Below are 13947 nucleotides of genomic sequence, written 5' to 3'. Positions count from 1 at the left end.
TCGCCGCCGCTCATTTCTCGGTGACCTGGTTGTTCGTGGCCGACTTGAGCTCGTCGTCGTACGAACTCGCCGCCTTGTCCACCGACATGTCGCCCGTCGTCACGCCCTCCATCGCCTCCTGGATGGCGGTGGAGACCTTCGGGTACGCCGGGTAGGCGGGGCGGTAGTGCGTGCTCGCGACCAGGTCCGTGAAGAACTTGATGCCGGGCTGGGCGGTCGCGTAGGCGGGGTCGGCGGCGACGTCCTTCCGCACGGAGATACCGGAGTTGGCGATGTACCACTTCTCCGCGTTCGCCTTCGTCTGCATCGTCTTGATGAAGTCGAAGGCCAGGTCGGGGTTGCCGGCCTTGGAGGGGATCGCCCAGGTCCAGCCGCCGGACATGCTCACCTTGCCGGGCGCCTGGCCCTGCTGCGTGGGCATGTACGCGAGGCCCAACTCCTTTGACCAGTCCGGCCATTCGTGCCCGCTGCCCTTCAACCAGGCCTGGGGCAGCCACGATCCGTCGAGCGCGATGCCGAGTTTGCCCTTGGGGAGCAGTTCACCGGCCACGTAGGTCTGGATGTTGGGGTCGAGGGCGTCCGAGACGTCCGGGCCGAGCTTCTCCTTGTAGACCGTGTGGACGAAGGAGAGGGAGTCCTTGAAACCCTGGCCGCCGGCGATCCACTTCTTCGACGACTTGTCGTAAAGGGGGTCCGTGGAGCCGTCGTTGGTGCCGTAGAGCAGCATCTCGAAGCCCTGCATGGTGGCTGCCTCGCCGGCCGGCTTGCCGGTGTAGACGTTGAGGGGGGTGACGTTCGGGACCTTCTGCTTGATCGTGCGGGCCGCGGCGAGCACGTCGTCCCACGTCTTCGGCTGCCAATTCGCGGGCAGACCCGCCTTCTTGAAGATCCCCTTGTCGAACCAGAGCCCTCGCGTGTCCGTGCCGTCCGGGACGCCGTACGTCTTCCCGTCCTCGGCCTTCGCCGCCGACTTCGCCGTGTCGATGAACTGGTTCCAGTCCGGCCACTTGTCGAGGTAGGCGTCGAGGGGCTTCAAGTACCCGGACGTGATGTCGCTGTTGATGAGGAACGTGTCCTCGTAGACCAGGTCCGGGGCGGTCTTCGGCGAGCGGAGCATCTGCTGGAGCTTGGTGTAGTACTCCGAGTCCGGGGCCTTGATGGGGACGAGCTCGACCTTCTTGCCGGGGTACTGCTTCTCGAACTGCTTCTTCATGTCGGCGAGGTAGGTGTCCATCACCTTGATGGAGTTGTCCGTCGACTGCTTGAAGGAGATCTTGACGGTGTCGGGGCTGCTGCCGGAACCGCTGCCGCAGGCGGTGAGGGTTGTCGCGGCGAGGGAGAGAGCGGCGAGAGCAACTAGAGGTGTGAGTACGGCAGTTCGGTGGGGGCTGGCGGCGGTGGGGCGCACGGGCATGACCTCCTACGGGCTCACTACGTTGTGGCCTGGGCGGATGGCTGCCCGGTGAAGGTAAGTGGAGTGGTCTAGTCAGGTCAATGCGTCTGCGCGGGATTGGGCTCGGGCGGCTTCGGCGGGGGCGTCGGCTCGGGTGTAGGCGTCGGCGGACTGGAGGTAGTGGGTGCGGGCCTCGGCGGGGCGGGCGGCTTGCTGGTGGGCGCGGGCGAGGCTGGAGAGGGCGCGGCCTGCCCGGTACCAGTCCTCGAACTCCCGGTAGCCGTTCAATGCCTTCTCGTACGCCTCAATCGCCTCCTCCCCCCGGCCCGTGTCCCGCAGGACGTTGCCGAGGTTGTACCAGGCCCTGGCTTCGCCGTGGCGGTCCTCGACGGCTTGGTGCAGATCGCGGGCGCGGGTGTGAGCGTCGATAGCTTCCTCCGGCCGGCCCGCCTCCCGCAGGGCGTTGCCGAGGTTGTTCCACGCCATGGCCTCGCGGGGGCGATCCCGGGCGGCCTGGAGGAGGTCGCGGGCGCGGATGTGGGCGTCGACGGCTTCCTGCGCTCGGCCCGCCTGCCGCAAGGCGCTGCCGAGGTTGCCCCACGCGAAAGCCTCGCGGTGACGGTCCCCGGCGGCCTGGAACAGGTCGCGGGCGCGGATGTGGGCGTCGATGGCCTCCTCCGCCCGGCCCGTCTGCTGCAGGGCGATGCCAAGGCCGGTCCACGCACTGGCCTCACCCACCCGGTCACCGGCGCGGTGGGCGACCTCCCGCGCGACACCGCACACCGTGATCTTGTCTTCGAAAGAGCGCCGCCAGTCCAGAAACTCCCCCAGACACTGCGACAGCCACACCGCCGTGCCCGCGAACCGCTCCTCCCGCGCCCACTGCACCACCGCCACCAACCCCGCCCGCTCGCCGTCAAACCACGCCAACGCACCCGCCCGATCTACAAACAGCTCTGGCACCGGCATCCCCGGCAGCCATCGCAACCAGTCATCCGCCGCACCCGCCCACCGGTAGTAGAACTCCAGCACGCGCTCCCGCGCCGTCTCCCCCTCCTCCCGCAACCCCACATCCCCCTTGACCACACCCTCCCCGAACGCCCGCACCAAGTCATGCAACCGCCATCGCACGTCCGCCCCACTCGGAACAGGCGTGACAAGGTTGCATGCGGCGAGCTCTTCGAGCAGGGTGAGCGTTCGGTCGACGCTGAGGTCCGCCAGCGCGGCGGCCGTTTCGCTGCCGACTTCGGCCGCCGGAGCCAGGGCGAGCAGACGGAGCAACCGGGCCTGCTCGGGCGGCAGTTGCCGGTACGCCGCTTCGAAGACCGGGCGGAGTCCGACAGCCGCCGTCCGATCCTCGACACCCCGCAACTCGTCCACGAAGGATGCGACGGAGCGGTGGCGGCGCTTGCGCAGCATGCCGGCGGTGATCCTCAGGGCGAGCGGATGGTGGCCGCAGAGCGTAGCGAGCTCCGAGACAGCCTCCGGTTCGCGCGTCGCCCGATCGTCGCCGCGGTCGCTGAGCCGCAAGGACCTGTCGATGAGGTCGGTGGCATCCGCCGCGTTGAGGACATCGAGGTCGACCAGCTGAGCGTCCAGATCAGTCAGCCGGTCCCGGGAGGTGACCAGCACCCGGTGATGATCCGTCCCCGGCACAAGCGGCATCACCTGCCCCGCATCCGACGCATTGTCGAGGACCAGCAACATCGACCGCCGCTCCTCCGCCAACAGCCGCCGATACAGCCCGTACTGCCCCGCCGTCGTCTGCGGAAGATCCGCCCCCCGCACCCCCATCCCGTCCAGCAGCGCGACCACCGCCTGATCCGCCGTGACCGGATCCTCGTCGTACCCCCGGAAGTCGACGAACAACGTCCCGCCCGGAAACCACCCGTCCCGCACTGCCTTGTGCGCGGCACGCAACGCCAACGACGTCTTCCCGATCCCGCCCAGCCCCGACACCGCGCAGATCACCACAGGCAGATCGGACGCCGCGGCCGGGTCCAGTACCGGAAACAGCCGCGCCAAGTCCTCGCCCCGCCCGATGAACCCCGCCGGCACCGCAGGCAACGCGGCAGTAGCAACCGGCACCGGACCGTGAACGGACCCGCGCCCCGCCCCGCTGTTACCGCTCCCCGTTCTCCCGCCCCACCCGTTTGGCGACGAACGGCCCGTTGAAGGTGCTCCCCCGGAAGTCGAGGTGATCCCCTCCGTACGTGGCCCCCGTCGCCCCCGTAGCCCCCCGATGGGGCCCCTCCTCGGAGTCCTCGACCTCCCTGTCGGAACCCCCGACCCGCCCACCACGGAACGGCCGCAGCTCCCGCAGCACCGCCACCGCGGCGGCGGCCGCGTTCTCGGCGGCCCGGGGCTGCCAACCCTCCTCGTCCGTACGGGACTTGTCCGCGTCGGCCCGGTCGCTGATGCCCCGGATCACCAGGGCGTCCCCGCCGGCGAGGTCCACGGCGCTCACGACCCCCGAGCCCTCCATCTCGATGGCCGCCGCGTCGTTGTAGTGCCTCCGCAGGTGTTCCGCGAGCGCGGATTCGGGTGCGGCCAGGACGACATCGCCCGCGGCGATCGGCTTCAGGTGGGCATGGGGGTCGTCCCGCAGCGCCTCCCGGGCGGCCGCGGTCAGCCGGTGCGAGGCCCGCCACGCCTCCGGCCGTACGAGAAAGCCCTCCGGTGTCTCCTTGCCGCCGTGGATGCCGTACACCTTCGTCGCCACCACTACGTCGCCCAGGCCGATGTCGCTCTTCAGGCCCCCGGCGACCCCCACGAACAGCACCGCCTGCGGCTCCAGCCATGTCATCACGCGCTCGGTGAGCGCGGCGGCCGTCAGGTTGCCCTCGCCCATCTCGACCAGGGCGACGGACCAGGGTGTTCCGGGGAGTTGGCCGACCACGGCCCGGGTGCCTCGCGGATGCTCCCGCTTCCGTACGTCCGTGAGATGGGCGTGCACGGCCTTGTACTCCAGCGGCAGCGCGGTCAGCACCGCGACAGTGGGTTGCAACTCAGGCATCTCAGACACTCCCTTAAGGTACTTCCAAGTCGCCTGCGCAGATGCTGTGTTGGCACCACTCGGGGGAGAGGCCAGGGCAATGCCGGAACGTGACGTCACCGTGGGCCAGTTGCTCCTCGCCGAGTACCAGACCGTCAAGGACGAGCAGAAGACCCGTATCGGCTTCCGCGACAACCTCCTCTACGTCACCCTCACCGTCGTCGCCGCCGTCATCGCCGCCGCGGCCCAGGCCAAGCAGTCCGAGATGCTGCTCGCGCTGCCGCCGGTGTGTGTCGTGCTCGGCTGGACCTACCTCGTGAACGACGAGAAGATCTCCGCGATCGGGACGTACGTACGGGACGACCTGGGGCCCCGGCTCGCCGAACTCACCGACGGTCAGACGGTGTTCGCCTGGGAGACAGCCCACCGGTCCGACACCCGGCGCCGTTCCCGCAAGGCCATCCAGTGTGTGATCGACCTGCTGGCGTTCTGCGTCGTCCCGCTCGCCGGTCTCGTCGTCTACTGGGCCGCCGGTCAGACGTCACCCGGCCTGCTCGCCCTGTCCGTCTGCGAGGCGCTCATCGTCGTCGGTCTCGCGCACCAAGTCCTCAGTTACGCCAGACCCTTCAACTCGCCCCGCCCGCCTACCCCTTGACCCACCGGTACTGCAACTCGGGCCGCCCCACAGTCCCGTACTGAGGACTCCTCGCCGCCCTTCCCGCCTCCACCAAGTGCTCCAGATACCGCCGAGCCGTGATCCGGGAGATCCCCACCGCCTCCGCGACCCCCGCCGCGGTGAGCCCTTCCCCGCAGTCCCGCAGGGTGACGGTCACCCGTTCCAACGTCGGCGCGCTCAGCCCTTTGGGCAGCGCCGCGGGCGACGGCGCCCGCAGCGTGGCCAACGCCCGGTCGACCTCGTCCTGGCCGCTCGCCTCGCCCGCCGCCGCATGGAACTCGGCATAGCGCACCAGCCGATCCCGAAGGGTCGCGAACGTGAACGGCTTCAGCACGTACTGGACGACCCCCAGCGACACCCCCTCCCGCACCACGGCCAGATCCCGTGCCGACGTCACCGCGATGACGTCGGCGTGATACCCGGCCGCCCGCAAGGACCGCGCGAGTTGCAGCCCGTGCGCGTCCGGCAGATGCAGGTCCAGCAGCAACAGGTCCACCTGCGTGCGCTCCAGCGCCCGCCGCGCCTCCGCACCGGTGTGCGCCTTGCCCACCGCCACGAACCCCGGGACCCGTCCTACGTACATCACGTGCGCGTCGGCGGCGACGGGATCGTCCTCCACGATGAGTACGCGGATCGGCTCGGCCGTAGTCATGAGGTGCCACCTTTGGAAAGAGAACCCTGGGACGAAGCAGAATCCTGAGAAGAAACCGAACCCTGCGCCGACGCCGACGCCGACGCCGACGCCGACGCCGACGCCGACGCCCCCCACAAAGGCAGCCGCACCTCGAACACCGCCCCGCCTCCCTCCGCCTCGGCCACCGTCAACGTGCCCTCATGCCGGTTCACCGCCTGGCGGACCAGCGCCAGCCCCAGCCCCCGACCACCGGGCCCGGCCGGCTTCGTCGAGAAGCCCCGTTGGAACACCGCCTCCGCGTGTGCCGGATCCACTCCCGAACCGGTGTCGGCGACCCGCAGCACCAGCGCGGAGCCCGCCTCGTCCGCCTCCGTGTACGCCGTCACCGTGACCCGCGCCCGCAGGCTGCCCTGTGCCGCGTCCACCGCGTTGTCGATCAGGTTCCCGAGGATGGTCACCAAGTCCCGCGCGGACAACGAATCCGGCAGCAGGCCGTCGTCCATGCCGCTGTCCTCGGACACCACCAACTCGACGCCCCGCTCGTTGGACTGCGCCGTCTTGCCCAGCAACAGGGCAGCCAGCACAGGCTCGTTCACCGCCGAGACGACCTGGTCGGTGAGCGTCTGGGCCAGCTCCAGTTCGGCCGTCGCGAAGTCCACCGCCTCCTCCGCGCGGCCCAGCTCGATCAGCGAGACGACCGTGTGCAGGCGGTTCGCCGCCTCGTGGGCCTGCGAGCGCAGCGCCTGCGTGAAGCCGCGCTCCGAGTCCAACTCGCCCATCAGGGACTGGAGTTCGGTGACGTCCCGGAGGGTCACCACCGTTCCCCGGCGCTCACCGCCCGACACCGGCGACGTGTTCACCACCAGCACCCGGGACGCCGTCAGATGCACCTCGTCCACCCGCTCCTCCGACGACAGCAGCGCCCCCGTCAGCGGCGCGGGCAGGCCCAGGTCCGCCACCGACCGGCCCACCACGTCCTCCGTCACCCCGAGCAGTTCCCGCCCGCCGTCGTTCATCAGCGCCACCCTGTACTGACCGTCGAGCATCAGCAGCCCTTCGCGCACCGCGTGCAGCGCGGCCTGGTGGTAGTCGTGCATGTGGCTCAGCTCGGTCGCGTTCATGCCGTGGGTGTGGCGGCGGAGGCGGGCGTTCACGACGTACGTTCCTACGGCACCCAGTGCCAGGGCACCGGCCGCCACCCCGATCAGCGCCGTGACCTGGTCCTGTACCCGCTGCGTGATCGCCTCGACCCGGATGCCGGCGCTGACCAGGCCGATGACCCGGGTGTGGCCGGTGTCGTAGACGGGGGTGACCGCGCGGACGGACGCGCCGAGCGTGCCGGTGAAGGTCTCGGTGAAGGAGTATCCCTGCTGGGCGCGGGCGATGTGGCCGAGGAAGGGTTTCCCGATCTCGCTCGTCTTGGGGTGCGTCCAGCGGATGCCCTGCGGATTCATGATCGTGACGAAGTCGACCTCGGTGTCCCGCTGGACGCGCACGGAGTACGCCTCCAGATGCGCGGTCGGATCGGACGTACCGATCGCCGCCACCACCGACGGCGAGTCCGCGACCGAGCGCGCCACCGCCATGGCCTGACGCCCGGCCGCGTCCTCGGCCTGGCTGCCGTCGCTGACGTAGGTGAACAGCGCGTACCCCGCGACGACGACCGCTATCAGCACGGCCTGCATGGCGAAGAGCTGGCCGGCCAGGCTGCGGGGGCTGGGGACGTGCGGGAGGCGCATGCCGTCAGTGTGCCTCTCCTGATAAGCGCGAACTAAATGAACGTAAGGGTGACCGCCCTCACAAGCCGGGAGATAGTCACCGCAACCCCCGGAAGCAGTCGCCTCCCGGAGCAGGCCGCACATCGATCAGTGCGGACCGCCGTAGAACCCGTAGAACCCATGAATCCCCGGACGTGAGCCGCACTCGCCACCCGGGTTCCGCCGGTCGTGAGCCGCACGCCGGATGATGCCGATGACGTCGTCAAGGAGGGCAGCCGTGGCCAGCACCCCCGCACCCGCACCTGCCGCACCCGCAGCACCGCCCGTGAAGCGGGACCGCACCCACTACCTCTACATCGCGGTGATCGTCGCGGTCGCCCTCGGCATCGCCGTCGGGTTCGCCGCGCCGGACTTCGCGAAGGAGCTCAAGCCGCTCGGCACGGGCTTCGTCGCGCTGATCAAGATGATGATCTCGCCGATCATCTTCTGCACGATCGTGCTCGGCGTCGGCTCGGTCCGGAAGGCCGCTCAGGTCGGCAAGGTCGGCGGACTCGCGCTCGCCTACTTCGTCGGGATGTCGTTCGTGGCGCTGGCCATCGGCCTGGTCGTCGGCAACATCATCCACCCGGGCAGCGGCATGCACCTGACCGAGGCCGTCAAGGGCGTCGGACACACGCAGGCCCAGGCCGCCGCCGAGGGCCCGGTCGACTTCCTGCTCGGGGTCATCCCGACCACCTTCGTGTCGGCGTTCACCGAGGGCCAGGTCCTCCAGACGCTGCTGATCGCGCTCCTCGCGGGCTTCGCGCTCCAGGCCATGGGCCGGAGCGGCGAGCCGGTGCTGCGCGGTGTCGAGTACATCCAGAAGCTGGTCTTCCGCATCCTCGGCATGATCATGTGGGCCGCGCCCGTCGGTGCCTTCGGCGCGATGGCCGCCGTGATCGGCGAGACCGGCATGGACGCGCTGAAAGCACTGGGCGCGATCATGGCCGGCTTCTACATCACCTGTGCGCTCTTCATCGTCGTCGTGCTCGGCACGCTGACCAAGCTGGTCGCCAAGGTCAACCTCTTCCAGCTGCTGAAGTACCTCGGCCGCGAGTTCCTGCTGATCGTCTCCACCTCCTCCTCCGAGTCCGCGCTGCCGCGGCTCATCGCGAAGATGGAGCACCTGGGTGTCAGCCGCCCGGTCGTCGGCATCACCGTGCCGACCGGCTACTCCTTCAACCTCGACGGCACGATGATCTACCTGACGATGGCCTCGCTGTTCATCGCCGACGCGATGGACCAGCCGATGAGCATCGGCCAGCAGATCGGCCTGCTGCTCTTCATGATGGTCGCCTCCAAGGGCGCGGCCGGTGTCTCCGGCTCCGGTATCGCCGTACTCGCCAGCGGTCTCCAGTCGCACAAGCCGGCCCTGGTCGACGGTGTCGGCCTGATCATCGGCATCGACCGCTTCATGAGCGAGGCCCGCGCCGTCACCAACTTCGCCGGCAACGCCGTCGCCACGCTGCTCATCGGCACCTGGACCGGCGAGGTCGACAAGGAGCGGGTGAACCGGGTCCTCGCCGGTGAACTCCCCTTCGACGAGAAGACGTTGCTCGACGAGAAGGACGGCGACGAGCACCTCGACGGAGTGCCCGAGCAGGGCGGCGAGAAGGAACTCGCCAAGGCCTGAGCGCCCCTCCCGAACGTGGCGCCCGGGCCGACCTGAACACGGTCCGGACGCCCCGAAGACGCCGGGCGGCTGGGTGTCCCCCCGTCGCTCAGCCGCCCGGTCCACACCGCGTCACCCGCCCTCCGGGGCGGACGTTCAAGCAGATGCACTAGCGTGCCGTGCCGTGCCGGAAACCTCCGGCGCGCACGGCACGTTCGCGTTCGGTGGGAGTCACGGGGGCCATGGGCATGAAGATCGACTGGGACCGGCGGCACTGCGCACGGCACGGGCACGCGACGTACGCGCCCGACGAGACGGCACTGCGGGAGAGGCTGCGCGCCGAGACCGGGTTCGGGGAGGCCTGGCGCTGTCTGCGCTGCGGCGACTTCGTCCTCGGCGAACCGCACGGCTCCGGACCCGCCGACCACGCCCCGCTGGTGCCGCGCGGCAAGGTGCTGCGGGACCTGTTCATCCTGCGGTTCCTGGCGATCGAGCGGGCCGTGCGCGGGGTGTTCATCGTGCTGGTCGCCGCCGCCGTGTGGAAGTTCAGCAACAGCCAGGACTCGGTGCGCCAGCTCTTCGACGAGTACCTCGAGGTCTTCCGGCCGGTCTTCAGGCACTTCCACTACGACCTCGACCACTCGCCGATCGTCGGCACCATACAGAAGACCTTCGGCTACAAGCACTCCACGCTGGTCCTGGTCGCCGTCCTGCTGCTGGCGTACGCGCTGATCGAACTCGTCGAGGCCGGCGGACTCTGGTACGCCAAGCGCTGGGCGGAGTACCTGACGGTGGTCGCCACCGCCGCGTTCCTGCCGCTTGAGGTCTACGAACTCACCGAACACATCAGCTGGTTGAAGATCGCCACCCTCGTCCTCAACATCCTCGCCGTCCTCTATATCGCCCTGGCCAAGCGGCTGTTCGGGCTGCGCGGCGGCCGGAAGGCCTTCGACGAGGAGCGGGAGAGCGCGTCCCTGCTGGAGGTGGAGACGTCGGCCGGGGTCATGGTCTGACGTCCGAGGGGTCCTGGTCTGACACTCTGGTCCGAAACGTCGTGACTTCGGAACTATGGAGGCAGACATGGGCGAACCGGGCGGATCGGAGTTCATGAGCGAGGCCGAGCACGAGCGCCGGTACGGCGCCGAACGCGAGTCCTCGCCCCTGTCGTTGCACCAGGTCGGCGAACTCTTCCACCAGTTCCTCGCCGCGGTCGCCCACCCCGGATCCAAGGAGTACGACCCCGCCCGCAACCTCACCGAACGCCTCCGCGCCCACCTCGGCACCGCCCCCGGCGACCGGCCCGTCGTCAAGGCCGCGTATCCGCCGTACGACCTCCCGAACGTGCAGCTCGCGCTGGAGAAGTGGTTCGCCGGGGACGGGCGCTCGTACGAACTGATCGGCATGCGCGGCGCGCAGAACCGCACCGACCTCACCCTCGGCGACATCCTCGAAGCCGCCGACCGCCACGACCGGTTCACGATCGGCGCCGTCGACTACGCCCACCTGCCGGTCTCGCCCGACGACGAACTCGCCTGTGTCTCCTGCGGGTTCTACCTCGGCGCGGACGGCGAGGACCGGTTCGCGGTGCTGCTGCGCGGACCGGCCGACGAGTACGGGCGCGACAAGGTCGAGATCGAAGTCCTCGCGCGGGACAAGGAGTTCGCGGACCGGCTGCTCGCCGAGATCGACGTGCTGGTGCGCGAGCACAACATCTTCCGCGGCCAGGTGCTCTCCTTCGAGGGCTCCGAGTTCGGCCACGGCCTCGGCCCGCTCCGCTTCCACCGCCGCCCCGGCCTGACCCGTGACGACATCGTGCTCCCCGAGGGCCTGCTGGAGCGCGTCGAGCGCCAGGTCGTCGGCGTGGCCCGCCGCCGCGAGCAACTCCGCGCCGCCGGCCAGCACCTGCGCCGCGGCCTCCTCCTCTACGGCCCGCCCGGCACCGGCAAGACCCACACGATCCGCTATCTCCTCTCCCACCTCCCGCAGTTCACGGTCGTCGTCCTCTCCGGCACGAGCATCGACGCGATCGGCCCCGCCTGCGCCCTGGCCCGGATGCTCCAGCCCGCGCTCGTCGTCCTGGAGGACTGCGACCTGATCGCCGAGGCCCGCGACCACGGCAGCGGCGAACAGCCCCTGCTCTTCCAGATCCTGAACGAGATGGACGGCCTCGGCGACGACGCCGACGTGGCCTTCCTCCTCACCACCAACCGCGCCGACCTCCTCGAACCGGCCCTGGTCCAACGCCCCGGCCGCGTCGATCTCGCCGTGGAGATCCCCCTCCCGGACGCCCCGGGCCGCGCCCGCCTCCTCGGCCTCTACGGCACCGGCCTGGACCTCGACGAGGAGACCACCGCCGAGGTGGTGACCCGCACGGAGGGCACGACGGCGTCCTTCACGAAGGAGCTGGTACGCCGGTCCGTCCTCATCGCGGCCGAGCGCGAGTCGCTCCGTACGGAACCGGCCGACCTCCGCGCGGCCCTCGACGAACTCCTCTCCGACCACGACCAGTTGACGCGCCGGCTGCTCGGGGTGGCGCCCTCGGCTACCGCACCAACTCCGGCAGCCACTCCCGGGCCCGAGTGAAGGTGTAACCGAGCCGCGTGGCACGGGAGTTGTCCATGCCGTAGGAGCGGGCGAAGGAGAACGGAGAGGGGATCTCACCCTCCTCCGCCGTCCGGAACGCCACCTTGCCGGAAGGGAGTTGGGCGGCGAGTGCCTCGCACAGGTCCTGGGTGGTCAGCGGGTCGTGGGAGGCCGCGTTGACCGGGCCGGTGAAGTCCTGGCCCGCCGTCCAGAACAGGAAGCCGGCGATCTCGTCCACGTGGATGTACGTCGCCGGGTGGTTGGTGGCGGGGACGGCGATGGGCTCGCCGGTGCGGATGCGGTCCGCGTAGTGGGCCAGGCGGCCGGTGAAGTCGTCGGCGCCGCCCAGGACATGGGCCACGCGGACCGCCGTGTACGGGAACTCCGGTCCGGCCGCCGCGAACACCGCCTCCGCCTGCCGCTTGCCCTCGCCGTAGTGCGCGTCGCGGAACTCCGGTTCGTCCCAGGGGAGTTCGAGGTCGACGGTCACGGCGAGCGGATCGACGGCCGCCTCGCTCACCGGCGCGGACGAGTCCTCGTCCTCGTACACCTCGACCGTCGACGTCATCACATAGCGGCCGGTGCGGCCGGTGAACACGCGGCGGGCGATCGCCGCCTGGCGCGGGGTGTAGCAGACCTGGTCGACGACGACGTCGAAGGTGCGCGGGCCGAGAGCGGCGCGCAGCGCGTCCTCGTCGTCGCGGTCGGCGGTCAGGTGGACGACCTCGGCGGGCGGCGGCGACGAACCCCGGTTGAGGACCGTGACCCGGTCCCCGGCGGCCAGCAGCCGCGCGATCAGCCGCTTGCCGAAGTAGCGGCTGCCGCCGATGACCAGGACGTCCCGTGCCTTTTCCATGGCCATAATTCTTCGGGTGTATCCGCGGGATCTGAAGGGGGGACATGGGAGTTCAGGCCGCCGCACCAAAAGAACCACGGCATCCGCGAGCGACCGCCGACGAAACACCGGTGGCCTTCGACGCGGTGGACCGGCAGATCCTCCACCTCCTCCAGACCGACGGCCGGATCAAGCTCAGCGAGCTCGGACGACGCGTCCGGCTGAGCCCGGCGGCGGTCACCGAACGGGTCCGCCGGCTGGAGGCCGCGGGTGTGATCAGCGGCTACGGCGCCCATGTCGTCCCCGGCCGGCTCGGCTACGGCATCCAGGCGTTCATCCGGGTCGACCCGCACGGCGGCTACACCCTGAAGCACCCCCGCACCCTGGAGCTGATCGGGTGGCCCGAGATCACCGAGGTGCACCACGTCGTCGGCGAGGACTGCTGGATCCTCAAGGTCGCCGTCCGGGACACCGTCCACCTGGAGGAGGTCCTGGAAGCGGTCTCCGCGCTGGGGCGCACCACGACGTCGATCGTGCTGACCTCCCCGGTGGAGCGCAAACCGCTGTTGCCCTGACGCCGACGTCAAGGATTACCGTCGTAGGCATGCGAATCGGCGAGCTGGCCGCGCGGGCCGGGACCACGACGCGGGCGTTGCGGTACTACGAGGCGCGGGGGCTGCTGCCCGCGCGGCGGGGCGGCAACGGGTACCGGACGTACGACGAGGGCGATCTGAAGCTGCTCCGGCAGATCAGGACCTTGCAGGACTTCGGGTTCGACCTGGAGGAGACGCGGCCCTTCGTGGAGTGCCTGCGGGCGGGGCACCCGGAGGGCGACTCGTGCCCGGCCTCGCTCGCGGTCTACCGGCGGAAGCTGGGTGAACTGGATTCCCTGATCGGGGAGTTGCAGGCGGTCCGGGCGGAGATCGGGGTGCGGCTGGCGACCGTCGAGGAGCCACCACCGTTGTGCGAACTGGGAGGGCATGAACTGTGATCGACGTGACGCACGTAATGGACGTGACGGACGGGAATTTCGCGGCGGAGGTGATCGGGGCCGAGCTGCCGGTGCTGGTGGAGTTCACGGCGGACTGGTGTCCGCCGTGCCGGCAGATGGGACCGGTACTGCGGGCCCTCGCCGCCGAGGAGGCCGACCGCCTCAAGGTGGTGCAGTTGAACGTGGACCAGAATCCGGAGACCACGAACGCCTACAAGGTCCTCTCGATGCCCACGTTCATGGTCTTCCGGGGCGGTGAGCCGGTGAAGGCCATGGTGGGGGCCCGGCCCAAGCGACGGCTGCTGGAGGAACTGGCCGACGTGATCCGAGCCGATGTGATCTGAACCCCGGGAACGAACCTGGAAACGAACCCGGAAACGAGAAAATCCCCTGAGCAATTGCGCTCGGGGGATTCTTTTGCGTATATTCAATGGTTCGCGACTTCACGGGAATTGGGTCGCAAAGAGGCTC

Annotated in this window: 13 protein-coding genes; 7 read left to right on the top strand and 6 right to left on the bottom strand. The window is 69.8% G+C overall.

Annotated features, from left to right (window positions below; translation table 11 throughout):
• Nucleotides 1–10 precede the first annotated feature (10 nt).
• The 3 genes from OG714_RS17275 to OG714_RS17265 form a co-directional block, all read right to left on the bottom strand.
• Complete coding sequence (locus OG714_RS17275) at nucleotides 11–1414, bottom strand: extracellular solute-binding protein (protein WP_406121978.1); 1404 nt, start codon at nucleotides 1412–1414, stop codon at nucleotides 11–13.
• A 72-nt stretch (nucleotides 1415–1486) separates the two neighbouring features.
• Nucleotides 1487–3460: a tetratricopeptide repeat protein gene (locus OG714_RS17270; protein ID WP_406121976.1), complete on the bottom strand. Its 1974-nt coding sequence runs from the start codon at nucleotides 3458–3460 to the stop codon at nucleotides 1487–1489.
• 55 nt (nucleotides 3461–3515) lie between these two features.
• A complete protein-coding gene (locus OG714_RS17265) occupies nucleotides 3516–4409 on the bottom strand; it encodes a 5'-methylthioadenosine/S-adenosylhomocysteine nucleosidase (RefSeq protein WP_406121975.1) in 894 nt (297 codons plus the stop codon).
• A gap of 79 nt (nucleotides 4410–4488) precedes the next feature.
• Between OG714_RS17265 and OG714_RS17260 the strand changes: the two genes are divergently transcribed.
• Entirely contained in the window at nucleotides 4489–5043 is a 555-nt protein-coding gene (locus OG714_RS17260; protein ID WP_406121973.1) for a hypothetical protein, read from the top strand.
• On the opposite strand, the gene OG714_RS17255 is transcribed toward OG714_RS17260, so the two are convergent.
• Nucleotides 5033–5716, bottom strand: a complete 684-nt coding sequence (locus OG714_RS17255; RefSeq protein WP_406121971.1) for a response regulator — start codon at nucleotides 5714–5716, stop codon at nucleotides 5033–5035. The genes OG714_RS17260 and OG714_RS17255 overlap by 11 nt on opposite strands.
• The gene (locus OG714_RS17250; RefSeq protein WP_406121969.1) at nucleotides 5713–7437 is read right to left on the bottom strand and encodes an ATP-binding protein; all 1725 of its coding nucleotides are present in this window, start codon (nucleotides 7435–7437) and stop codon (nucleotides 5713–5715) included. The genes OG714_RS17255 and OG714_RS17250 overlap by 4 nt, the downstream gene beginning before the upstream one ends.
• Before the next feature lie 223 nt (nucleotides 7438–7660).
• Between OG714_RS17250 and OG714_RS17245 the strand changes: the two genes are divergently transcribed.
• The 3 genes from OG714_RS17245 (at nucleotide 7661) to OG714_RS17235 (ending at nucleotide 11650) form a co-directional block, all read left to right on the top strand.
• Nucleotides 7661–9088, top strand: a complete 1428-nt coding sequence (locus tag OG714_RS17245; protein WP_406121967.1) for a cation:dicarboxylate symporter family transporter — start codon at nucleotides 7661–7663, stop codon at nucleotides 9086–9088.
• 227 nt (nucleotides 9089–9315) lie between these two features.
• Nucleotides 9316–10080, top strand: coding sequence for a DUF2127 domain-containing protein (locus OG714_RS17240; protein ID WP_406131856.1), 765 nt, complete (start codon nucleotides 9316–9318; stop codon nucleotides 10078–10080).
• 67 nt (nucleotides 10081–10147) lie between these two features.
• Nucleotides 10148–11650, top strand: coding sequence for an AAA family ATPase (locus tag OG714_RS17235; RefSeq protein WP_406121965.1), 1503 nt, complete (start codon nucleotides 10148–10150; stop codon nucleotides 11648–11650).
• Here OG714_RS17235 and OG714_RS17230 read toward each other — a convergent pair.
• A complete protein-coding gene (locus tag OG714_RS17230) occupies nucleotides 11610–12512 on the bottom strand; it encodes an NAD-dependent epimerase/dehydratase family protein (protein WP_406121963.1) in 903 nt (300 codons plus the stop codon). The genes OG714_RS17235 and OG714_RS17230 overlap by 41 nt on opposite strands.
• 38 nt (nucleotides 12513–12550) lie before the next feature.
• Between OG714_RS17230 and OG714_RS17225 the strand changes: the two genes are divergently transcribed.
• The 3 genes from OG714_RS17225 to OG714_RS17215 are packed head-to-tail and all read left to right on the top strand — an operon-like array spanning nucleotide 12551 to nucleotide 13820.
• A complete protein-coding gene (locus OG714_RS17225) occupies nucleotides 12551–13060 on the top strand; it encodes an Lrp/AsnC family transcriptional regulator (RefSeq protein WP_406121961.1) in 510 nt (169 codons plus the stop codon).
• A gap of 29 nt (nucleotides 13061–13089) precedes the next feature.
• Nucleotides 13090–13476, top strand: coding sequence for a MerR family transcriptional regulator (locus OG714_RS17220; RefSeq protein ID WP_406121959.1), 387 nt, complete (start codon nucleotides 13090–13092; stop codon nucleotides 13474–13476).
• 17 nt (nucleotides 13477–13493) lie between these two features.
• The gene (locus tag OG714_RS17215) at nucleotides 13494–13820 is read left to right on the top strand and encodes a thioredoxin family protein (RefSeq protein ID WP_406131855.1); all 327 of its coding nucleotides are present in this window, start codon (nucleotides 13494–13496) and stop codon (nucleotides 13818–13820) included.
• The last annotated feature ends 127 nt before the right edge of the window (nucleotides 13821–13947 follow it).

Origin of the sequence: Streptomyces sp. NBC_00989 (assembly GCF_045162655.1) — a bacterium.
Lineage (GTDB): Bacteria > Actinomycetota > Actinomycetes > Streptomycetales > Streptomycetaceae > Streptomyces.
The sequence above is the reverse complement of the archived record's forward strand: the minus strand, read 5'-3'. Positions and strand labels throughout refer to the sequence as shown.